At 64.4% G+C, this 20,159-nt stretch carries 23 protein-coding genes; 13 read left to right on the forward strand and 10 right to left on the reverse strand.

Annotated features, from left to right (window positions below; translation table 11 throughout):
* Positions 1-32 precede the first annotated feature (32 nt).
* Both fliP and ACP2YO_RS16915 read right to left on the reverse strand, forming a co-directional pair.
* Entirely contained in the window at positions 33-785 is a 753-nt protein-coding gene (gene fliP / locus ACP2YO_RS16910; protein ID WP_426441835.1) for a flagellar type III secretion system pore protein FliP, read from the reverse strand.
* Entirely contained in the window at positions 782-1,735 is a 954-nt protein-coding gene (locus ACP2YO_RS16915; protein WP_426441836.1) for a flagellar biosynthetic protein FliO, read from the reverse strand. The genes fliP and ACP2YO_RS16915 overlap by 4 nt, the downstream gene beginning before the upstream one ends.
* 359 nt (positions 1,736-2,094) lie before the next feature.
* Between ACP2YO_RS16915 and flgB the strand changes: the two genes are divergently transcribed.
* From flgB to ACP2YO_RS16965, 10 genes are all read left to right on the forward strand, one after another.
* On the forward strand, positions 2,095-2,505 hold the full coding sequence (gene flgB / locus ACP2YO_RS16920; protein WP_426441837.1) for a flagellar basal body rod protein FlgB: 411 nt from the start codon (positions 2,095-2,097) through the stop codon (positions 2,503-2,505).
* Positions 2,506-2,532: 27 nt separating this feature from the next.
* On the forward strand, positions 2,533-2,958 hold the full coding sequence (flgC, locus tag ACP2YO_RS16925; RefSeq protein WP_426441838.1) for a flagellar basal body rod protein FlgC: 426 nt from the start codon (positions 2,533-2,535) through the stop codon (positions 2,956-2,958).
* A gap of 30 nt (positions 2,959-2,988) precedes the next feature.
* Positions 2,989-3,309, forward strand: a complete 321-nt coding sequence (gene fliE, locus ACP2YO_RS16930; protein WP_426441839.1) for a flagellar hook-basal body complex protein FliE — start codon at positions 2,989-2,991, stop codon at positions 3,307-3,309.
* 120 nt (positions 3,310-3,429) lie between these two features.
* Complete coding sequence (fliQ, locus tag ACP2YO_RS16935) at positions 3,430-3,693, forward strand: flagellar biosynthesis protein FliQ (protein WP_426441840.1); 264 nt, start codon at positions 3,430-3,432, stop codon at positions 3,691-3,693.
* 18 nt (positions 3,694-3,711) lie between these two features.
* Positions 3,712-4,482 carry a flagellar biosynthetic protein FliR gene (gene fliR / locus ACP2YO_RS16940; protein WP_426441841.1) on the forward strand — a complete coding sequence of 257 codons (771 nt, stop codon included), beginning with the start codon at positions 3,712-3,714 and terminating at the stop codon, positions 4,480-4,482.
* A gap of 121 nt (positions 4,483-4,603) precedes the next feature.
* Complete coding sequence (gene flhB / locus ACP2YO_RS16945) at positions 4,604-5,680, forward strand: flagellar biosynthesis protein FlhB (protein WP_426441842.1); 1,077 nt, start codon at positions 4,604-4,606, stop codon at positions 5,678-5,680.
* A 145-nt stretch (positions 5,681-5,825) separates the two neighbouring features.
* Positions 5,826-8,402 (forward strand): cell cycle histidine kinase CckA, encoded by a 2,577-nt coding sequence (cckA, locus tag ACP2YO_RS16950; RefSeq protein WP_426443223.1) that lies wholly within the window; start codon positions 5,826-5,828, stop codon positions 8,400-8,402.
* Positions 8,403-8,575: 173 nt separating this feature from the next.
* Entirely contained in the window at positions 8,576-9,538 is a 963-nt protein-coding gene (locus ACP2YO_RS16955; RefSeq protein WP_426441843.1) for a Tim44 domain-containing protein, read from the forward strand.
* A 166-nt stretch (positions 9,539-9,704) separates the two neighbouring features.
* Positions 9,705-10,382, forward strand: coding sequence for a lectin (locus ACP2YO_RS16960; RefSeq protein WP_426441844.1), 678 nt, complete (start codon positions 9,705-9,707; stop codon positions 10,380-10,382).
* Between the two features lie 85 nt (positions 10,383-10,467).
* Positions 10,468-11,175 (forward strand): glutathione S-transferase, encoded by a 708-nt coding sequence (locus ACP2YO_RS16965; RefSeq protein ID WP_426441845.1) that lies wholly within the window; start codon positions 10,468-10,470, stop codon positions 11,173-11,175.
* Between the two features lie 134 nt (positions 11,176-11,309).
* Here ACP2YO_RS16965 and ACP2YO_RS16970 read toward each other — a convergent pair whose 3' ends face one another.
* The 4 genes from ACP2YO_RS16970 to ACP2YO_RS16985 all read right to left on the reverse strand — a co-directional run bounded on the left by ACP2YO_RS16970 (position 11,310) and on the right by ACP2YO_RS16985 (position 13,352).
* Positions 11,310-11,669 carry a GFA family protein gene (locus ACP2YO_RS16970; protein ID WP_426441846.1) on the reverse strand — a complete coding sequence of 120 codons (360 nt, stop codon included), beginning with the start codon at positions 11,667-11,669 and terminating at the stop codon, positions 11,310-11,312.
* A gap of 9 nt (positions 11,670-11,678) precedes the next feature.
* A complete protein-coding gene (locus ACP2YO_RS16975) occupies positions 11,679-12,353 on the reverse strand; it encodes a methyltransferase family protein (protein ID WP_426441847.1) in 675 nt (224 codons plus the stop codon).
* Between the two features lie 101 nt (positions 12,354-12,454).
* Positions 12,455-12,928 carry a hypothetical protein gene (locus ACP2YO_RS16980; protein ID WP_426441848.1) on the reverse strand — a complete coding sequence of 158 codons (474 nt, stop codon included), beginning with the start codon at positions 12,926-12,928 and terminating at the stop codon, positions 12,455-12,457.
* Positions 12,929-13,043: 115 nt separating this feature from the next.
* Positions 13,044-13,352, reverse strand: a complete 309-nt coding sequence (locus tag ACP2YO_RS16985) for a Kazal-type serine protease inhibitor family protein (RefSeq protein WP_426441849.1) — start codon at positions 13,350-13,352, stop codon at positions 13,044-13,046.
* Between the two features lie 207 nt (positions 13,353-13,559).
* Between ACP2YO_RS16985 and ACP2YO_RS16990 the strand changes: the two genes are divergently transcribed.
* Positions 13,560-15,215 (forward strand): fumarate hydratase, encoded by a 1,656-nt coding sequence (locus ACP2YO_RS16990; protein WP_426441850.1) that lies wholly within the window; start codon positions 13,560-13,562, stop codon positions 15,213-15,215.
* Complete coding sequence (locus tag ACP2YO_RS16995) at positions 15,212-15,886, forward strand: DUF429 domain-containing protein (RefSeq protein WP_426441851.1); 675 nt, start codon at positions 15,212-15,214, stop codon at positions 15,884-15,886. Before ACP2YO_RS16990 ends, ACP2YO_RS16995 begins: the two co-directional genes overlap by 4 nt.
* Positions 15,887-16,102: 216 nt before the next feature.
* On the opposite strand, the gene ACP2YO_RS17000 is transcribed toward ACP2YO_RS16995, so the two are convergent.
* The 4 genes from ACP2YO_RS17000 to ACP2YO_RS17015 form a co-directional block, all read right to left on the reverse strand.
* Positions 16,103-16,399: a hypothetical protein gene (locus tag ACP2YO_RS17000; RefSeq protein ID WP_426441852.1), complete on the reverse strand. Its 297-nt coding sequence runs from the start codon at positions 16,397-16,399 to the stop codon at positions 16,103-16,105.
* 59 nt (positions 16,400-16,458) lie between these two features.
* Positions 16,459-17,019, reverse strand: a complete 561-nt coding sequence (locus ACP2YO_RS17005) for a septation protein IspZ (protein ID WP_426441853.1) — start codon at positions 17,017-17,019, stop codon at positions 16,459-16,461.
* Between the two features lie 58 nt (positions 17,020-17,077).
* On the reverse strand, positions 17,078-17,662 hold the full coding sequence (locus ACP2YO_RS17010; protein ID WP_426441854.1) for a hypothetical protein: 585 nt from the start codon (positions 17,660-17,662) through the stop codon (positions 17,078-17,080).
* 242 nt (positions 17,663-17,904) lie between these two features.
* On the reverse strand, positions 17,905-19,308 hold the full coding sequence (locus ACP2YO_RS17015) for a carotenoid oxygenase family protein (RefSeq protein WP_426441855.1): 1,404 nt from the start codon (positions 19,306-19,308) through the stop codon (positions 17,905-17,907).
* A 112-nt stretch (positions 19,309-19,420) separates the two neighbouring features.
* On the opposite strand from ACP2YO_RS17015, the gene ACP2YO_RS17020 reads away from it, so the two are divergent.
* A complete protein-coding gene (locus ACP2YO_RS17020) occupies positions 19,421-20,158 on the forward strand; it encodes a TetR/AcrR family transcriptional regulator (protein ID WP_426441856.1) in 738 nt (245 codons plus the stop codon).
* Position 20,159 lies beyond the last annotated feature (1 nt).

Below are 20,159 nucleotides of genomic sequence, written 5' to 3' on the forward strand. Positions count from 1 at the left end.
ATGCGCCCAATTTGGGTGCAAGCTGGTACGAGCTACCCCCCGTAACTCTGCACCAGGCTGCCGGCGACCAGCGACCAGCCGTCGACCAGCACGAAGAAGATCAGCTTGAACGGCAGCGAGACCACGACCGGCGGCAGCATCATCATGCCCATCGACATCAGCACCGAGGCGACCACGAGATCGATGATCAGGAACGGTAGGAACAACAGGAATCCGATCTCGAAGGCGCGCCTCAGCTCGGAGATCATGAAGGCCGGCACCAGGATGCGCAGCGACATCTCCTCCGGCGTCGCCGGCGGCGGTTCGCCCGAAAGGTCCATGAACAGCTTCAGGTCCTTCTCGCGCACGTTCTTCTGCATGAAGCCGCGCAACGGCCCGGAGGCGCGCTGCAGCGCTTCCTCGACGCTGATCTGGTTGGCGACCAGCGGCTTGATGCCGTCGTCATAGGATTTCTGCAGCACCGGCCCCATCACGAAGGCAGTGAGGAACATCGCGAGCGCAATCATCACCGAATTCGGTGGGGCGGTCGCGGTACCGAGCGCGGTGCGCAGCAGCGACAGCACGACCACGATGCGCGTGAACGACGTCATCATGATCAGGATCGACGGCGCGATAGACAGCACCGTGAGCAGCGCGATGAGCTGGATCGCGCGTTCGGTGACGCCGCCATTGCCGCCGCCGAGATTGATGCTGATGTCCTGCGCCATCGCCGGGTCGGCGAGCGATCCGGCGGCATTCAGAACAGCGATGAAAAAAACTCTACGCGGGACTGTCCCGGATCTCACGAAGGGGTCTTCGGTCGGCCGAGCAGGGACGCCATCTCATCTTCGAGATTTTCGAACCCGCTCTTCTGCGGGGCCGGCGCGGGCGGCTCGCTGGGTGCCGGACGGATCGACGGCGCTTCGGGGGCAACCGGCGGCGCGACGGTGTCGCCCCCGCCGGAGGGACGGCGCAGCGCCGCTTCAAGCCGTTGCGCCATCTCGGCGAGATTGGCGTCGGCGTTCGAGACCGCCGGCGGGGCTGATGGAGCCGGAGGGACGACGGGCGGCGGAGGAGGTGGCGGTGGCGGTGCCACGGCCCGCTCGGGCGCACGCAGCGGCGGCGGCGCCTTCGGCGGCTCTGCGGCGCGCGGCGGACGTGGCATCGCGGGCTCGGCGCGCGGCAACCGCGGCGGCATCGGATCGGGGCGCGGTTCGCTGCGCTCGGGCCTGGTCCCGACCGCGTCGGCCGTGAAGCCGGCGAGCGGATCGTTACGGCGCTCCGCGACCGGCGCGGGTCGGCGGACCTCGTCGGCAAAGGCGGGGCGCGCCGGACGCGGCGGCGGCTCCGGCAGTTGCGGCTCGGGATGATCGAAGATGTCGCGCGCGCCTTCGCCATCGTTCCAGGCGGCGTCCGGGAGCGGCGCGACCCGCGGCGGGACCGAGTCCGTAGCAATTGCCGGCCGTGCCGACATCTGGTCGCGGCCCGGAGCCGCGCGCACGATGTTGGGCTCCACGACGATGTCGCTGGGGCCGCCGATCATCAGGAGATGCTCGACATTGTCGCGGCGGACCAGCACGAGGCGGCGGCGGCCGTCGACGGCGGCGGCGTCGATCACGGCGAGCCGCGGCATCCGTCCGCGATTGGCGTTGGCGCCAAGACGGTTGCCGGCGAAGCGGCGGACCAGCCATGCGGCGACGCCGATCAGCAACAGCACGACGACGAACGCCAAGATGAATGTAAGTGGTGCCTGCATACTGGAGTCCCCGGCCATCGTGGCCTTCCTCAGCTTCCGCTGTCAGCGAGCGCAGACCGATAGCGCGGATCGCGCAGCGAATCGCGCCCGAGACTCGCCATATTGCTTAATTCCCCACGGCTTACAGCCGAGCGTTCTATTAATAGACCAAGAATCGCCTGTCCCAAAACGACTTCTCAGCGCGCCACGCTGCCTTGGTCCACGCTGGTTAACGCAGCTTTCATGGCGAAAATGCGCTCACGAACCACGGTTATAGCGTTCTCCACGGCTGATATCCGCATTTTAACCAACCGTTAACCATACACCGGGCAAATTCTGCCTACCTCGGGAGGGCCCCAGAGGTTAACGGAGCGGCGCCCATGGCCATGAACGATCTACCGATCCTGTCGGCGCTGCGCACCAAGATGCAGTGGCACCAGGAGCGCCAGCGGGTGCTCTCCGAGAACATCGCCAATTCCGACACGCCGAACTTCCAGCCGCGCGACCTGGTCGAGCCGAAATTCGACCGAACCGGCTCCACGATCGGCGGCGGCAGCGGAACGCTGCCGATGATGCAGACCAGCGCGACCCATATGACGGCTTCGGGCGCGGCCGAGACCTTCGAGAATGACCGCGGCAAGAGCGGTTTCCAGACCCGTCCGGCCGGCAACGCGGTCAACCTCGAAGACCAGATGATGAAAGTGACCGACAACCAGATGGATTACGCGGCCGTCACGTCGCTCTACAGCAAGAGCCTGCATCTTCTGAAGACCGCGATCGGCAAGGGCTAGGCCGCATAGAGGCGGCGGGAGGACATCATGGCAGACGAGATCAGCGACTTCGCCCGTTCGATGAGCATCGCGACATCGGGCCTCCGCGCGCAGTCGGGACGGATACGGGTCATCTCGGAGAACATCGCCAACGCCGATTCGACGGCGCAGACCGCCGGCGGCGATCCCTATCGCCGCAAGGTGCCGACCTTTTCGTCCACGCTCGACCGCACCATTGGCGCCCAGGTGGTGTCGCTCGGCAAGGTGCGTCCCGACCAGTCGGCGTTCCGCGTCAAGCAGGAGCCGGGCAATCCGGCGGCGGATGCCGCCGGCAACGTCAAATACCCCAACGTCAATCCGATGGTCGAAATGACAGACATGCGGGATGCCCAGCGCTCCTATGAGGCGAACCTCAACATCATCAGCGCGACGCGGCGGATGATCCAGCGCACGCTCGACATCCTCAAGTCCTGACACAACAGAACAAGACAGGGATCGTAAATCATGGCCACACCAACAGTCGCCGCCAACGCCTACGCCAGCCTCGCCAAAATGATGGAGCGGGGTGGCGCCGAGAAAGCCGCACAGACCACGGCCGGCACCGGCGGCCCGTCGTTCAGCGCGCTGGTCAAGGAAGCCGTCGGCAGCGTGATGGAGGCCGGCCAGAAGTCCGACGCACAGACCATGGCGATGGCTTCCGGCAAGGCGAATGTGATGGACGTGGTGACGGCGGTTGCGGACACCGACGTCGCGGTGTCGACGCTGGTCTCGGTCCGTGATCGCGTGATCCAGGCCTATGAAGACATCATGAAGATGTCGATCTGAGAGGGGAATAGCGAGTGGCGAATAGCGAATAGGAATGCGTCGCTGCGGCCCGCATGATCCATTCGCTATTCGCCACTCGCTCATCCCCATAACTGAAGTAATCAAAAGCGAGTTCCTGACATGACCGGCCCTGAAACTCTCGACGTGGCGCGCGATGCGATCTGGACCATTGTGGTGGTGTCGTCGCCGATGCTGGTGGTCGGCCTCGTGGTCGGCGTGGTGGTGTCGCTGTTCCAGGCACTGACGCAGATCCAGGAGCAGACCCTGGTCGCCGTGCCGAAGATCATCGCGATCTTTGTCACATTGCTGTTGTCGCTGCCGTTCATGGCGGACCAGCTCAGCGCCCACATGATGCGGATTTCGTCGCGAATCATCGGCGGTTGATGCAGTAATGCCCCGGTCATGCGCATCGATATCTCCCTGCTGCCGGCGCTGGCCGCAACCTTCATGCTGGTGTTCGCGCGCGTGGGCGCGATGGTGATGCTGCTGCCCGGCTTCGGCGAATCCAACATCCCGACGCGGGTGAAGCTCTCGATCGCGCTGCTGTTGACGCTGATCATCCTTCCGCTGCATCGCAACGCCTATCACATCGATCTGACGTCGGTGCCATCGCTCGTCGTGCTGATGGTGCATGAGCTCATCATCGGGATCGTGCTCGGCGCTACCGCGCGCGTGACGCTGTCGGCGCTCACGGTCGCGGGCTCCGTGATCGCCCAGCAGCTCGGACTCGGTTTCGTCACCGCCGTCGATCCGACCCAGGGTCAGCAGGGCCAGATCATGGGCAACTTCCTCACCATGCTCGGCATCACGCTGCTGTTCGCCACCGACAGCCATTATCTCGTCATCGCGGCGTTAAGCGAGAGCTACCGGATCTTCTCGCCGGGCGAGGTGATGCCGACCGGCGACGTCGCCTCGCTCGCGACCAGCGCGTTCGCCGCCGCCTTCAAGATCGGCCTGCAACTGTCGGCGCCGTTCCTGGTGTTCGGCCTCGTCTTCAATATCGGGCTCGGCGTGCTGGCACGGCTGATGCCGCAGATGCAGGTCTACTTCGTCGGCGTGCCGCTCACGATCTTCATCGGATTCCTGATGTTCGGCGGCGTGCTTGCCGCGATGATGGGCACCTATTTCGACTACTTCCTCGGCGTCATGCACCAACTCTCTCCGATGAACTAGAGCGTTTTCAAGCGAAGTGGACGCCGGTTCGCGTGAAGAAAACGCGTCAAAACAAGAATCTAGAGCTTCGGTTCCGATTCAATCAGAACCGAAAATGCTCTAGCGGGCAAACGGAGCGGCCATGGCCGACGATACCGAAGACAAAACAGAAGACCCTACGCAAAAACGTCTCGACGAGGCGCATGAGAAGGGCGACGTCGTCAAGAGCCAGGAGGTCAACACCTGGTTCATCATCGCGGGCGCCACGCTGGTGCTGTCGACATTTTCCGGCTCGATCGGCGGCGGCATCCTGATGCCGCTGCGGAACCTGATCGCCAATTCATGGATGATCCGCACCGACGGCGCGGGACTGCTCCAGCTCACCCAGACGCTCGGCTATGCCGTGATCGCCGCGGTCGGCGTACCGTTCCTGATGCTCGCGCTGGCCGCGATCGCGGGCAATATGATCCAGCACCGCCTGGTGTGGTCGGGGGAGAATCTCAAGCCGAAATTCTCCAAGATCTCGCCGGCCGGCGGCCTGAAGCGCCTGTTTGGCAAGCAGGCGGCGGCGAACTTCCTCAAAGGCCTGTTCAAGCTGATCGCGCTCGGCGCCGTCATGGTCGCGGTGCTGTGGCCCGAGCGCCTTCGCATGGAATCCTTCATGCGCCTCGACCCGGCCGAAATCCTGCCCGCCATCACCGGCCTGACCCTGCGGCTGCTGAGCGCGGTGGTGGCCTTCCTGGCGGTGGTCGCGATCGCCGATTACTTCTTCCAGTACCGGACCTGGTACGAGCGCCACAAGATGTCGGTGCAGGAGATGAAGGAGGAGTTCAAGCAGTCGGAAGGCGACCCGCATATCAAGGGCAAGATCAAGCAGTTGCGGGCCCAGCGCGCGAGGAAGCGCATGATGGCCCAGGTTCCCAAGGCCTCGGTGATCATCACGAATCCGACCCACTTCTCGGTCGCGCTGGCCTATGACCGCGGCAGCATGTCGGCGCCGGTCTGCGTCGCCAAGGGCGTCGACAATCTCGCCTTCAAGATCAGGGAGATCGCCAAGGAGCACGACATTCCGATGGTGGAGAACGTGCCGCTGGCCCGCGCGCTCTATGCGACCGTCGAGGTCGACCAGGAAATCCCGGTCGAACATTATCATGCGGTTGCCGAAATCATCGGCTACGTGATGAAGCTGAAGCGCGGGCTGTCCGGGCTGCGTTCGTGAAAACAGGACAGATATCCGCTTGAAATGCGCGTAACTTGCGAATTAGCGTCCTGATGGACTTGCGTTTTCGGGTCCGATTCAGGCACTCAGGGGTGGGCGGCCGGACCGGGCGCCCCAGCGATGCCGACGAGCCATGTCTCTCCAGATGACCGCCGAAACCAAGGATCATCCCGCGACCGAGCCGTTCGTGGCCCACGGACCGGTGCGGCGCGGCGGCAGCATCGTGCTGGTGCTGCTGATCGCGGCAGGTATCGTCGCGGTCGCGGTCTGGCTGATGACCATCGGCCGCAGCCAGGCGCAGCCCTATATCCTCGGCGTCCTGGCGCTTTTGGCCACCGTCGGGCTGTTCAACCTGTTCGCGTTCGCTGCCGGCATCATCCGCTTCTCCGACCGCGCTTCCGACGACCCCGTCATGGGGCGGATCGCCGACCATGCCCATGACGGGCTCGCGGTGACGGACTCGCGCGGCCACGTGGTCTATTCCAACGCCGCCTATCTCACATTGACCGGCGCGGCCGGACCGCAGGACGTCCGTCCCGTCGAGCGCGTCTTCATCGGCAACCCGGATGTCTCCGAAGCAGTGTTCCGCCTGTTGAAGGCGGCGCGCGAGGGCAAGCGGCAGCAGGAGGAGGTCCGGATCGCCGGCCATGACGGCGGCCAGGGTGGACAAGGCCGCTGGCTGCGGATGCGGGTGCGTCCGCTCGGCCAGACCAAGCGCGAGGCGAAATATTCGGTGTGGTCGGTCGCCGACATCACCCGCGACCGCGAGCGCCAGGAGGACGTGTTCCAGGAACTGCAACATGCGATCGAATATCTCGACCATGCGCCCTGCGGTTTCTTCTCGGTCAATCCGGCCGGCGAAATCGCCTATGTCAACGCGACGCTGGCCAACTGGCTCGACTACGACCTCGCCGAGATCGGCTCGGGCGGGTTGAAGCTGACCGACATCGTCTCCGGTGACGGCGCATCGCTGCTGACCTCGATTGTGCCGGTGCCGGGCGAGGTCAAGACCGAGGTGTTCGACATCGACCTGCGCATGCGCGGCGGCAAGACCGTGCCGGTGCGGCTCTATCACAAGCTCGCCTTCGGTGCCGACGGCGCGGCGGGGGCTTCGCGCACGCTGGTGATCAGCCGCGCCCGCGACGGGCGCGGCGATCCCGAACGCGCGGCCGAAGTGCGCTTCATGCGCTTCTTCGACCACACGCCGATGGCGATCGCCACCGTCGACCGCGGCGGCAACGTGGTCGGCGCCAACGCCCGCTATGCCAAGCTCGCGCAAAGCCTGAACGGCGAGGGCGGCGCCGCCAAATCGATCTTCCGTGCGGTCAATCCGCGCGACCGCGGCGTCCTGATTGCGGCGATCAACCACGCCGCGGAAGGGCAGGGTGACATCGCGCCGGTCGAGGTGATGCTCGACGCGACCAAGGAGCGCTTCGCCCAGTTCTTCGTCACCCTCGTCGAGAAGGACGAGCGCGAGGCCGAGACCGCGATCGTCTACATCCTCGAGACCACCGAGCGGCGCGCGCTGGAAAACCAGATCAACCAGTCGCAGAAGATGGAGATGGTCGGGCAGCTCGCCGGCGGCATCGCGCACGACTTCAACAACGTGCTCTCGGCCATCATGATGGCGAACGACTTCCTGCTGAACGCGCACAAGCCGACCGATCCGTCGTTCCAGGACATCATGCAGATCAAGCAGAACGCGACCCGCGCCGCGACGCTGGTGCGCCAGCTGCTCGCGTTCTCGCGCCGCCAGACGCTGCGGCCGCAGGTGCTCGATCTCGGCGACGCGCTGAGCGATCTCACCATGCTGCTGCGCCGGCTGATCGGGGAAAAGGTCAAGCTCGACCTCGTGCACGGCCGCGACCTGTGGCCGGTCAAGGTCGACGTCTCGCAGTTCGAGCAGGTGATCGTCAACCTCGCGGTGAACGCGCGCGACGCGATGCCCGACGGCGGCAAGCTGATCATCCGCACCTCGAATGTGGCGACCGAACAGGCCGCGCAGCTCGCCAACAAGGGCATGCCGGCGGCGGACTATGTGAAGATCGAGATATCGGATACCGGCACCGGCATTCCCGCCGAGATCCTCGACAAGATCTTCGAGCCGTTCTTCTCGACCAAGGAGGTCGGCAAGGGCACCGGCCTCGGCCTCTCCACGGTCTACGGCATCGTCAAGCAGACCGGCGGCTTCGTCTATGTCGATTCCACGCCGGGCCGGGGCACCACCTTCCGCATCTTCCTGCCGCGGCATCGGCAGGAGCAGGAGGTCGCGCCGGAGGCGCAGGCCGGCAACGGCGCCACGAAGGAGACCGCCGCCGCAGAGGCTGCGAAGCCGAAGCCCGATCTCACCGGTCAGGGCACCATCCTGCTGGTGGAAGATGAAGACGGTCTGCGCTCGCTGAACGCACGCGGCCTGCGCTCACGCGGCTACAGTGTGATCGAGGCCGCCAATGGCGTCGAAGCGATGGAGGCTTTGGAGGAGAGAAACGGCGCCATCGATCTCGTCGTCTCCGACGTGGTGATGCCGGAGATGGACGGCCCGACGCTTCTCAAGGAGATGCGCGGCCGCAATCCGGAGCTGAAGATCATCTTCGTGTCGGGCTATGCCGAAGACGCGTTCGAGAAGAGCCTGCCCAAGAACCAGCAATTCGCCTTCCTGCCGAAGCCATTCACGCTCACCCAGCTGGTCGCCGCGGTGAAGGAAACCATTGCGGCGCAATAGAGCGTTCTCCGGCGAAGTGGTAGGACGCATTCCGGCATCCACAAGGACCATATCGTCACATCGCCGCGACGGAGGGCCGCAGCCGCGGTTCCCGTTTCCCGCTTCACTTTTAGCCAACCCTGCCCATCTTAGGGGTCGGTTCCCCATGCTGGGGATTTCTCGAGGAAACCAACATGAATTTCTCGCAACGCACGCGTGGACTTGTTCGGGCGGTTGCCGTCGCGATGGCGCTGGCGCTGCCCGTGATGATGACCGTCTCAGTGGCCGACGCTCGCGTCGGCGGCGGCGGCTCACGTGGCTCGCGGACCTTCTCCGCACCGCCCTCAACCAGCACCGCGCCGGGAACGGTCGCGCCCCTCAACCGCACGTTCGGACAGCCGGGTAGCCCTGGGATGGGTGCGCCGGCCGCAGCGAACTCAGGCGGCCTGTTCGGTCGTCCGGGCATGGGCCGTGGCCTGCTCGGCGGATTGGCCGCAGGCTTCCTGGGCGCCGGCCTGTTCGGCATGCTGTTCGGCGGGGGTCTGTTCTCCGGTCTCGGCGGCCTGTCGTCGATCCTCGGCCTGTTGCTGCAGATCGGCCTGATCGTGCTTGCGGTGCGGTTTGCAATGTCGTGGTGGCAGCGCCGCAATATGCCGGCCGCGGCCTATGCCGGCGGTCCCGCCGCCGGCGCCGGCCCGCAGCCGAATGCCCGCTCCGGCTTCGGCTTTGGCCTCGGCGGCGGATCGGACGCGCCGGTCGAGATCACGCCTGCGGACTATGAGGCATTCGAGCGGCTGCTCAGCGAGATCCAGACCGCATGGTCGAACGAGGACGTCGCGAAGCTGCACACGCTGGCGACGCCGGAAATGGTGTCGTATTTCGCGAAGGACCTCCAGGACAACAAGGCGCGCAACGTCACCAACAAAGTGACCGATGTGAAGCTCTTGCAGGGCGACCTCGCCGAAGCCTGGCGTGAAGGCGACAGCGAATATGCCACGGTCGCGATGCGCTACTCGCTGGTCGACACCGTGCGCGACCGCGTCAGCGGCCGCTTGGTCGAAGGCAGCGAGCAGCCGCAGGAGGTCACGGACGTTTGGACCTTCCTGCGCCAGCGCGGCGGCAATTGGGAGCTCTCGGCCATCCAGGAGACCAACTGAGAGACCAACTGACCGATTGCCTGATACTGATATGACAATGCAAGCGCCGCGGCTGACCCCGCGGCGCTTTTGTTTTGGCAGTTTCATTTGCGCGTCGCCGGACTGGAATATCTGAACGCGCCGTGGGTTGATGTCGAAGAACCATAACAGCCATCGGGAGGACAAGATGACCATCCTTGCTCGGATCACCGTTGCCGCCACTTTCGTTCTCGCCATCGCCGCCGTGTCGCCGGCTCAGGCCCAGACCGCCGACACCAGCTTCTTCGTGACCGGCAACGGCATCGGCAATGGCGGCAATCTCGGTGGGCTCGCCGGTGCCGACAATCACTGCCAGGAACTGGCGCAGGCGGCAGGCTTCGGCGCGCCAAAAACGTGGCGCGCCTATCTCTCGACGCAGGCGGCTGATGGCAAGCCCGCGGTGAATGCACGCGACCGCATCGGCAAGGGACCGTGGAAGAACGCGAAGGGCGTCGTGATCGCGAAGGATGTCGCCGATCTGCACAGCGGGGCGAACAATCTCAGCAAGCAGACCGCGCTCTCCGAAAAGGGCGAGGTGATCAACGGCCGCGGCGATACGCCAAACCGTCACGACATGCTGACCGGCTCGCAGCCCGATGGCACCGCGTTTGCTACCGCCGAGGACCACACCTGCAAGAACTGGACGAGCAGCACGCAAGGAGCGGCTATGCTCGGCCACTCCGATCGCATCGGTCTGCGTGACGACGACGCGTCAAAATCGTGGAATTCGTCGCATGCCTCGCGCGGCCCCGACGGCGGCTGCTCACAGGCCGATCTGAAGAGCACCGGCGGCGACGGTCTGCTGTATTGCTTCGCGGCGAATTGAACCAGGATTGATGCGTTGACGCCCGTGATATCGCCCCGCAGATTGCGGAGCGATATTGGTCGTCAATGATCTGCGGGACTCATCCATGCGCTATCAGCTCTATTACTGGCCCTCGATTCAGGGCCGCGGCGAATATGTCAGGCTTGCGCTCGAGGATGCCGGCGCCGGCTATGACGATGTCGCCCGCGGCAAGGGCGGCACCGGCGCGATGATGAAGATGATGGAGGGGCACAAGGGCACGCCGCCGTTTGCGCCGCCATTCCTCAAGGCTGGCCAACTCGTGATCGGCCAGACCGCCAACATCCTGCTCTATCTAGGCAGCCGCCATGGCCTGGCGCCGAAGGCGGATGCCGGAAAGCTGTGGCTGCACCAGCTTCAGCTCACCATCACCGATTTCGTAATGGAGGTTCACGACACCCATCACCCGATCGGGACGTCGCTGTATTACGAGGACCAGAAGGCGCCGGCCAAGAAGCGCACCGAAGAGTTCTGGTCGTCGCGCGTGCCGAAATATCTCGACTATTTCGAGGATCTGGTGAAGGCCAATGGCGGATCGTTCGTGACCGGCCGCCGTGTCACTTACGTCGACCTGTCGCTATTCCAGATCGTGGAAGGCCTGCGCTACGCGTTCCCGAAGCGGATGCAGGCGTTCGAGAAGCAGGTCCCGCGCCTGATCGCGCTGCACGACCGCGTCGCCGAGCGGCCGAACATCAAGGCCTATCTCGCGAGCGCGCGGCGGATCCCGTTCAACGAGGACGGGATTTTCCGGCGCTACAAGGCGCTGGATATTTAGCCGGCCCCCGGCACCCGATTTGTCGATCGTCATGGCCGGGCTTGACCCGGCCATCCACGACTTCGGCTCACGCAGACAGAAAGACGTGGATGCCCGGGTCAGGCCCGGGCATGACGGAGTGAGGTGCGGGCGCTCTACCGGCTCCGCCCATCCATCGGCGTCATCGCGATCTTCGACAGGTCGATGCCGTCGATGCAGCTGACATTCAGCGCCACGACGTCGGCGCCATCAGGCTTGTTGCCGCGGGCAAACACGTCGACGCCGCAATCGATGCAGATCTGGTGGCGGATCGCGTGGCGGTTGAAGAGATATTCGCGCAGATTGTCGGCGCCGGCGCGGAGCTGGAAGCTCGACGGCGGCAGGAAGACGAAATGCAGGCCCTTCTTGGTGCAGATCGAGCAGTTGCAGGCCGTGACAACAGCCATGTCGGTGGTGCATTCGAAGCGGATCTGTCCGCAATGGCAGCCGCCAGTGTAGGTCTTGCTCTCAGCCATGACGATCCCTCACCAAAGGCCTGGCACCAGCCGATAGCGCACCCGCGCCGTGTAGTCGGCATAGCCGGGCAGTCCGGCCGCCAGCGTACGCTCCTCGATCCGGGTGCGGAACGCGAACATCAGGAAGAACAGCGGCGCGAAGGCAAGTCCCCACCATGAGCCGAGCACGAGCGGCACACCGGCGAAGAACAGCATGACGCTCGCATACATCGGATGGCGGACCAGCGCATAGGGACCGGTCGAGATCACCTGATGGTCGCGCTCGGTCTGCACCTTCACGACCGGGGATGCGAAGGAGTTGGTGCGGAACACCCACATGATCAGGACGGTCGAGAGCACGTACATCGCGAGGCCTGCGGCCATCAGCGGCACGCCGGGGTCGCCGCCGCCAAAGCGGCGGTCGAGCCCCATCGCGACGAACCACCAGAATGCCGCCGCCAGGAACAGCAGCATGAACCATTTGTCGGCGGCGGGCTGACCTTCGCGCGCCGTGAAACGCATGCGTTCGGCGAGCAGCCCGGGATCGGTCCTGGCGAGCCACAGTCCGCTGGCCGGGCTGATTACGGCCGAGGCGATCAGGAACGCCCATGCACCCGGCCAGTGCAGCGTGCCGGCAAAGGCAAACAGCAGCGCGCCCATGGCGACGAGGAACAGCACATTTTGCACGAGGAGCTTGGCGATCATTGGCGGCTCCGCAGATTCCAGTCGCACGCTTTCCGGCAAACGTGCGGGCGGTCGCTATCAACTTTCAGATCACCGCAAGCGTTCCCGGCCTGACAAACATATCATTCGTTGTTGCCGCGCCGGATCGTGATCGAGGCCTCGGTCTTGGTGCGCGTGCATTCGAGGTTGAGGCGCTTGTAGCGCATCGTGATCGTGCTGCCGCGCAGGATGCCCATGCGCTTCAGGCAGCGTGTGGTGCCGGTCGTGGTGTCGTCCTTCGGCACGGTGAAGACCAGCGCTGTGGCGGCGCCGACCAGATTGAAGAACTCCGGCTTCATCCTGCGGTCGCTCTTGGCATACAGCTCGACCGAATAGTCCTTGCCGCGGCAGCCGAGCGACAATTCCTTGGCCGCCGGATGGGTGAGATAGGTGATGTTGGCGGCGGTGAAATTGACCTTCAACCCGTCGATCTGGCCGGCGAGCTGCTTGGCGATGTCCTCGCAGGGATCGGCATGCGCAGGCGCCGCGGCCAAGGCCGCGACCAATGTCAGCAGCGAAGCCGGCAGGATGAAGCGTCGGCGCAATGGTCTGGTCATGAATAACTCCGCGGGATGAAATGCGCGAAGGTTCATGCAGGCTCCCGCGGAGCGCGTCAATACATGCCGTGGCGGTGATGCGGGGCGAGGGTGCCCCGCATCGGGGGGCCAGGCGTCACTCGCACTTGCCGTCGTGCGCCTTGGAGACCCCGGCGGCCTGTCGCTCGCAATCATTGCCAAAGGTCTTGCCGTCACAGCCGCATACGGGCCGGAAGATCTTGTTGCAGAATCTCGGTTTGCGGGTGCAGGTGCCCAACAGGTCAAAGCGGCCGCACGTCCCGGGCTTGAACTGGCAGAACTCGCCTGGGCCACACTGGAGGCCCGCAATGCCGCCGCACTCCCGACCGGCGCGGGCCGCGGCGCCTGTTGGGACCAACGTCAGCAATGCCAGCGCTGCGAACGAGACGAAAAGCCCTGTTTTCATGATTGCCTCCCTGGGTTGGCGAAGTATCGATCAATAAAACAACCTTAGATTACATCTATACATGGGATCGCACAATGATTGTTGTTGCGCGCATGGCTGGGCGGCGGCCGGCTTCCCTTTCCTTTGTCCTAAAAATGCTTAGAACGGCTCTATATCGCGGCTGGCCCCTCGCAGGCCAGGTCCGGCCCTCGAACCGACGAGCAGCCCATGAACGCCCCCAGCGCCTTCCCCGACCCGCAAAAGCCCGTTCCGCCCTACAAGCACACGCCACTGTTCCCGCTGGGTGCGGACACCACGCCCTACAAGAAGGTGACCAGCGAGGGCGTCCGGGTCGAGAAGGTTTTGGGCAAGGACATGCTCGTGGTGTCGCGGGAGGCGCTGCGGGCGCTCTCCGAGGCCGCGTTCGGCGAGATCAACCACTATCTGCGGCCCGGCCACCTGAAGCAGCTCCGCAACATCCTCGAGGACAAGGAAGCCAGCGACAACGACAAGTTCGTCGCCTTCGATTTCCTGAAGAACGCCAACATCGCCGCCGGCGGCGTGCTGCCGATGTGCCAGGACACCGGCACCGCGATCATCATGGGCAAGAAGGGCTGCAACGTCATCACCGACGGCGAGGACGAGGCCGCGCTCTCCGAAGGCGCGCGCGATGCCTATCTGCGCCGCAATCTGCGCTACTCGCAGGTGGCGCCGCTGTCGATGTATGAGGAGAAGAACACCGCCAACAACATGCCGGCGCAGTGCGAGATCTACGCCGAGGGGGATGACGCCTACAAGTTCATGTTCATGGCCAAGGGCGGCGGCTCCGCCAACAAGAGTTTCCTGTTCCAGGCGACGCCGTCAGTCTTGACCAGGGATCGCCTGCTCGCCTTCCTGAAGGAGAAGGTGCTGACCTTGGGCACCGCGGCGTGCCCGCCGTATCATCTTGCGATCGTGATCGGCGGCACCTCGGCCGAGCTCTGCATGAAGACGGTGAAGCTGGCGTCGGCGCGCTATCTCGACGCGCTGCCGACCCACGGCTCGGCCGACGGCAATGCGTTCCGCGATCTCGAGATGGAGCAGGAAATCCTTAAGATGACGCAAAGCCTTGGCGTGGGCGCGCAGTTCGGCGGCAAGTATTTCTGCCACGACGTCCGTGTGATCCGCCTGCCGCGCCATGGCGCATCGCTCCCCATTGGGCTCGGCGTGTCCTGCTCGGCGGATCGCCAGGTGCTCGGAAAGATCACCAGGGACGGCGTCTATCTCGAGGAGCTCGAGCACAACCCGGCGCAGTATCTGCCGGCAGTCGAGCAATCGCTCGGTGGCGAGGTCGTCAAGATCGACCTCAACCAGCCGATGAAGGACATCCTCGCCACGCTGGCCAGGTATCCGACCAAGACCCGCGTGTCGATGACCGGCACCATGATCGTCGCCCGCGACTCCGCGCACGCCAAACTGCGCGAGCGGCTGGAGAAGGGCGAGCCGCTGCCGGATTATTTCAAGAACCATCCGGTCTATTACGCAGGCCCCGCCAAGACACCCGACGGCTACGCCTCCGGTGCGTTCGGTCCGACCACGGCGGGACGGATGGATTCCTTCGTCGACCAGTTCCAGGCCGCCGGCGGCTCGATGGTGATGGTCGCCAAGGGCAACCGCGCGGCCGCAGTGCGCGAGGCCTGCAAGAAGCACGGCGGCTTCTATCTCGGCTCGATCGGCGGTGCGGCGGCGAACCTCGCCGAGCACTGCATCAAGAAGGTCGAGGTGGTCGAGTATCCCGAGCTCGGCATGGAAGCGATCTGGCGCATCGAGGTGGTGGATTTTCCGGCCTTCATCATCATCGATGACAAGGGCAATGACTTCTTCAAGGAATTGAATCTGGGTTGAAGGCGATCGGCCTCGACGGCTTTTCCAAAGGCTGGGTCGCTGTCACGATCGACGGCGACCGGCGTACGATTTCCTTCCATCCCGATATTGCGGACGCGCTGGCGGGTCCGTTCGACCGCGCCGGCATCGATATCCCTGTTGGTATGACCGACGACGGCGCGCGCGATTGCGATGTTCTGACGCGCGCGAAGTTGAGGCCGCATACCTCGCGCGTCTTCACGGGCGCGCGGCGCTGGCTGTGGCAGGAGTTTCGTGATCCCGATGAGGCGAACGAGGACGCGCTACGCCGCGGCCAAAAGCGGGTGTCACGCCAGCTCTGGCATCTCGGCAAGAAGATCATGAAAGTCGACGCGTATGTGCGGGCATATTCCAGACGCGACATCCGCGAGGTGCATCCCGAACTGGTGTTCCTGCAGTTGAACGGCGGCAAGCCGCTCGCGCGGAAGAAGTCGGAGGAGGGCGATGCGCTCCGCCGCAAGCTGCTCAAGCGGGAGGGTTTTCGCGAGATCGATCGGTGGCTGACGGAAGTGCGGATCGGCACCGGCGCGAAACGGGACGACGTGCTCGACGCCTGCGCTGTGGCGCTCGCCGCCTGCGAGCCTCACGGCAGCGTTCCCTCGGGAACGCCGCCGTTGGATGCGTATGACCTGCCGATGCAGATCTGGTTCTAAAGCGAGATGAGTTTTGGTCGATCGGTTTGCGGCGGTTTCGGTTCACCTCTCCCCACCGGGGAGAGGTCGGCGCGAAGCGCCGGGTGAGGGCTCTTGCTTCTCGATAGACCGTAACCCCTCACCCGATTTGCTGCGCAAATCGACCTCTCCCAAGGGAGAGGTGAAACTTCGGCGCCGTTCCAGTTCGACCTTATCTCGTCACGCTCTAGAGGCCGCCTACGCCCGGCTGCCGGTGAACGGAAAACTGCCCATCGGGCCGATGCCCATTTCGCCGGAAATGCTGTCGCCGGAGACCTTGCCGCTGAAGTCGAGCGTCAGCGGCATCGGGTTGGTGATGGATACTTTCCAGGCGACGGCGTCACCGTTCACGGTCCCGTCGAAGATTTCGGTCGAATTGCCGTCGGCGCCCTGGGTGCCCGTGAGCGCGCTGCCTGAGCTTGCCAGCGACAGCGTCGCGTTGCGCTCGCCCATCGGCGTCGTCATGGTGAGATTCCAGTTTCCGTCCACCGCCATTGATGTCTCCCCTCGAGATCAAGTGTGGGCGGCGGTATAACCCATCTTGCCGCCGACGCCTAGTTTACTCCCGCGGCGATCAAGCGCAGGCGGTTGATGATCAGGAAGCGGAAGGCCATGTACTGGATCGCGAAGGCGGCGATCTTGGCGCCGGCCGCAACCACGGTTACGTAGGTCGCCCACAGCTTGATGTCGCCGGTCGATGCAATCGCGATCGTGCCGGCGCCGAGCGCGAACATCAGCAAGGCCCAGGCATAGCCGGCCAAGGTGACGTATTCCGGGATCACGTCGGTGACGCGAGCGGGCATGTAGCGCAGCATCCAGTCGCGCTTGAGCATGATGGCGCCGATCGCGAAATGCGCGATTGCAGGCTTCGCCAGCACGAAGCGCGGGTCATTGGTCAACAGCGTGGCTGCGCCGAGCACGATGGCCAGCGCCAGGCTCGCCCAGGTCATGAAGCCAAGCGCTTCGCCTGTCAGGCGGGCACGGATCGCTTGCGCAATGGCACCTGCGATCGCCACGCCGGTGGCGAGCAGAACGTTGTCGGTGACGAGATAGACCACCAGGAACACGATGGTGGAGAGAAAGTCGGTCGCAAGCTTGGCGAATACGCTCTTCATCGTCGTGCCTTCCGTTTCCTTTAGCCTTCCTTGGGGCGGGATGTTTCGTGTCGAAGTCTCAAAGCGAGGGCAGCGCGTTCGCCGGCGGCGTTCCGTACTTGACGTACTTGGCCTTGCGATACTGCGGATACCATCTGGTGAAGCACACCGCGCTGTTGCGGGCGGCGACCGCGATCAGCAGGCCCGACCACAGCGGCAGACCGGGCACATACAGCACCGCGAAATTGCCGACCATCATCAGCAGCATGGCAGCGGTCCAGGCCCAGGTGATCCGATAGTTGACGCCCTCAAAGCTGGGCAGACGCGCCGTCTCGGCGTCGACCACCTCCATCGCATATTGCCGCGCGAAGGGATGACGAAAAACGATCGACGAGAGCGCCACCAGGAAGATGCCGGCATCGACCGCGATCTTCACCGCCGTCGAACTGAGCGTCGCGTCGGCGAAGGTGAGATAGCTGCCGACCGCGGTGAACACGACCACCGAACCGAGGCTGAGGATTTTGATGCTGCGGCCGCGCGCGATGTCGAGCGCGATCACGGCAAGGCAGGCGAGAGCGCCGCAGAGCAGGCTCACAGGGGCTGACGTCACCAGCATCAGTGCAGCGAAGGCGCCGTAGGGGGCGAGGATCAGGAAGATCGTCATCGGAAGCCTCATCGGCCAATCTTTACAACGTAAAGATACCGTAGGGCTGCATGGTGGGACCGTCGAGCAAAATCTTTACAGTGTCAAAATAACGAGAATTCGGGAGAATACAAAGTTATTTCAATGGGATGGTGGCAAGGTCGTCGCGGCGACCTCCGTCGGCAGTCATCCCCAGTCGTCATGGCCGGGCTCGTCCCGGCCATCCACGTCTTTCCATCCTTGAGGAGCGCGTCAGCCGGCGTCTACTCCGCCCCCACCCAATTGCCGTGGAAGCCATCCGGCACGCGATGGCCGAGATGCACCAGTGCGGTCGGGCCTGACTCGACGTCGGTGGCGTTGAAGACGGCGAGGTCGCTGCGGTTTTCGCCGGCGCGCCAGACCACGGCGAGCAGCCAGCCATCGTCTTCGGCGGAGTCGTGGCTGCGCTCGACGAAGACGGGTTCGGAAATCGTGTCGCCGGCAGGCAAGAGGTAATGCCCGAGCCGCTTGCCCTTGCCGTCGACATGGACGATTCCCGACAGCGCGCCGAACATCGGTAGATCGGGGTTGGCGCAGGCGTACCAGCCGTGATTGCTGGTCATTCCGGCACGGCGATCGTCGATGCGGGGGAATTCGCCGGTGAGATCGTCGAGATAAACTTGCGTGAATCGGTCGGTATTGCCGGCGAGATCGAAGGTCCAGCGGCAGTAGCGCGCCCGGTTCTTCTTCGGATCGGTCGGCGAGCCGTCGGGATGGTTGAACAGCGGCGCTTCCTCGAACTGCATCACGTCGGCGATGATGCGATTTCCCTCTTCCCACGCATTCATGACGTGGAAGACGTAGCAGCTCTCGGCGCGGAACCAGACGATGTCCTTGGAAGAGCCGCTGCGCTTCATCACGCCGACATAGGCGCCTATCTCCGGCTCCCAGGCATAGGGCGCCTGTCCGCGCATCGCGCGCGGCATGCTGCCGGTGATGGGGAGGATCGGAAACAGCACATGGTTGGTGGTGACGATGAAGTCGTGCACCATGCTGGTATAGGGCGCTTCAAAGCGCTCGAACCGCGTCACCACGCCGGATGCACTGACCGAACCGAACGACAGCGCCGGCGTCAGCGGGCCAGCGGCGTTGTAGCCGAAGAACACCATCTCGCCGGTGACAGGATCGATCTTGGGATGCGCGGTGAAGGGGCCGGAGATCGCGCCCTTGTAGTCGCAATAACCGAGGCGATTGAGCGTGCCGGGCTCGATCTCGGTGGGCAAATGGCTCTCGACGAGCGCGAGCAGCTTGCCGCCGTGGAAGATGATGTTGGTGTTGGCGACGCAGCCATCGGTCGTTGTCGTTGCTGGCGTGTCGGGCAGTTGGCGGCCGAAGCCGCCGAACAGTGCGCGGCCGGCATCGTGCTCGGCCTGCCACTTGGCAGTGCGGACCCAGCGGTTGCGGTAGCTGGCGCGGCCGTTCTCGAGGTGGAAGGCGTGCAGCATGCCGTCGCCGACGAACCAATGCGCACCCGGCACATCGAATTGCGGGTTGGGGCCGTTGCGATAGAGCGTGCCGTTCAGTTCGCGCGGCAATTCGCCGGTGACTTTCAGGAACGGCGCATCGGCTTCAAAGGGGATCGGCGCCAGGTTGGTCCGCGCCGCCGTTGATGTCACCTGGTCGAGCATCACACGCCTCCTCGATTTTATCTTTACACCGTAAAGATAGAATTAGAGGCGTGATCGTCGATCGTCAAGCAAAATCTTTACAGTGTAAAAATTGCGTCATATAAGGAGCCGCATGGCAAGATTATCCAAGGAAAACAAAGCGGCTCGCCCGGCACGAGCCCGGCGGGTCGCGCGCAAGGCTGCCGCTCGTCCGGCGCCGCGGCGGCCCAGCGACACGCCCTATCATCATGGCGATTTGCACGAGGCGCTGCTGCGGGCGGCCGAGCGGGTGCTGGAACGTGACGGGCTGCCGGGCCTGACCTTGCGCGCGGTGGCGCGCGAGGCCGGCGTGTCGCACGCAGCACCGACGCATCATTTCGGCGATCTCACCGGGCTCGTCAGCGAGCTTGCTGCGATCGGCTTCCGCCAGTTCAACGACGAGATGATCGCAGCCGGGGCGACCGGCACGACGCTGCTGGAGAAGGGGTTGGCGCGCGCCAAGGCCTACATTGCCTACGCGCAAGCGCATCCCGGCATGTACGGGCTGATGTTCCGCACCGAGCGGCTCGACATGTCCAGGCCCTCGCTGCACGAAGCCGCGAACGCCTCCTTCGCCGGCCTCGCCGGTTCGATCGGCGCCAGCCGTCATGAGCAGATCCATGAAATGGCGCTGTCGCTCGACCAGGCCGCGGCGATCGTGCGCGCCTGGTCACTGGTCCACGGCTTCACGATGCTGCTACTCGACGATCGGCTCAGCGACGTGCTCAACCGGATGCCACCAGGCAGCACCATCGACATGCTGCTTGAGGCGATGCTGATGGGCGCGTTCAGCAAGCCGCCGGGACCTGGCGATGCAACCTCGTCATGCTAAC

Origin of the sequence: Bradyrhizobium genosp. P, assembly GCF_049949265.1 — a bacterium.
Classification (GTDB): domain Bacteria; phylum Pseudomonadota; class Alphaproteobacteria; order Rhizobiales; family Xanthobacteraceae; genus Bradyrhizobium.

Bases quoted from the DNA above. Each gene is read 5' to 3' on its own strand.
- fliR (WP_426441841.1), top strand. From the start codon at position 3,712: ATGCGCATCGATATCTCCCTGCTGCCGGCGCTGGCCGCAACCTTCATG.
- flgC (WP_426441838.1), top strand. From the start codon at position 2,533: ATGGCAGACGAGATCAGCGACTTCGCCCGTTCGATGAGCATCGCGACA.
- cckA (WP_426443223.1), top strand. From the start codon at position 5,826: ATGACCGCCGAAACCAAGGATCATCCCGCGACCGAGCCGTTCGTGGCC.
- fliE (WP_426441839.1), top strand. From the start codon at position 2,989: ATGGCCACACCAACAGTCGCCGCCAACGCCTACGCCAGCCTCGCCAAA.
- ACP2YO_RS16955 (WP_426441843.1), top strand. From the start codon at position 8,576: ATGAATTTCTCGCAACGCACGCGTGGACTTGTTCGGGCGGTTGCCGTC.
- fliQ (WP_426441840.1), top strand. From the start codon at position 3,430: ATGACCGGCCCTGAAACTCTCGACGTGGCGCGCGATGCGATCTGGACC.
- ACP2YO_RS17020 (WP_426441856.1), top strand. From the start codon at position 19,421: ATGGCAAGATTATCCAAGGAAAACAAAGCGGCTCGCCCGGCACGAGCC.
- ACP2YO_RS16970 (WP_426441846.1), bottom strand. From the start codon at position 11,669: ATGGCTGAGAGCAAGACCTACACTGGCGGCTGCCATTGCGGACAGATC.
- ACP2YO_RS16985 (WP_426441849.1), bottom strand. From the start codon at position 13,352: ATGAAAACAGGGCTTTTCGTCTCGTTCGCAGCGCTGGCATTGCTGACG.
- ACP2YO_RS16990 (WP_426441850.1), top strand. From the start codon at position 13,560: ATGAACGCCCCCAGCGCCTTCCCCGACCCGCAAAAGCCCGTTCCGCCC.
- ACP2YO_RS16980 (WP_426441848.1), bottom strand. From the start codon at position 12,928: ATGACCAGACCATTGCGCCGACGCTTCATCCTGCCGGCTTCGCTGCTG.
- ACP2YO_RS17005 (WP_426441853.1), bottom strand. From the start codon at position 17,019: ATGAAGAGCGTATTCGCCAAGCTTGCGACCGACTTTCTCTCCACCATC.
- ACP2YO_RS17010 (WP_426441854.1), bottom strand. From the start codon at position 17,662: ATGACGATCTTCCTGATCCTCGCCCCCTACGGCGCCTTCGCTGCACTG.
- ACP2YO_RS17000 (WP_426441852.1), bottom strand. From the start codon at position 16,399: ATGGCGGTGGACGGAAACTGGAATCTCACCATGACGACGCCGATGGGC.
- flhB (WP_426441842.1), top strand. From the start codon at position 4,604: ATGGCCGACGATACCGAAGACAAAACAGAAGACCCTACGCAAAAACGT.
- ACP2YO_RS17015 (WP_426441855.1), bottom strand. From the start codon at position 19,308: ATGCTCGACCAGGTGACATCAACGGCGGCGCGGACCAACCTGGCGCCG.
- ACP2YO_RS16915 (WP_426441836.1), bottom strand. From the start codon at position 1,735: ATGCAGGCACCACTTACATTCATCTTGGCGTTCGTCGTCGTGCTGTTG.
- ACP2YO_RS16965 (WP_426441845.1), top strand. From the start codon at position 10,468: ATGCGCTATCAGCTCTATTACTGGCCCTCGATTCAGGGCCGCGGCGAA.
- flgB (WP_426441837.1), top strand. From the start codon at position 2,095: ATGGCCATGAACGATCTACCGATCCTGTCGGCGCTGCGCACCAAGATG.
- ACP2YO_RS16975 (WP_426441847.1), bottom strand. From the start codon at position 12,353: ATGATCGCCAAGCTCCTCGTGCAAAATGTGCTGTTCCTCGTCGCCATG.
- ACP2YO_RS16960 (WP_426441844.1), top strand. From the start codon at position 9,705: ATGACCATCCTTGCTCGGATCACCGTTGCCGCCACTTTCGTTCTCGCC.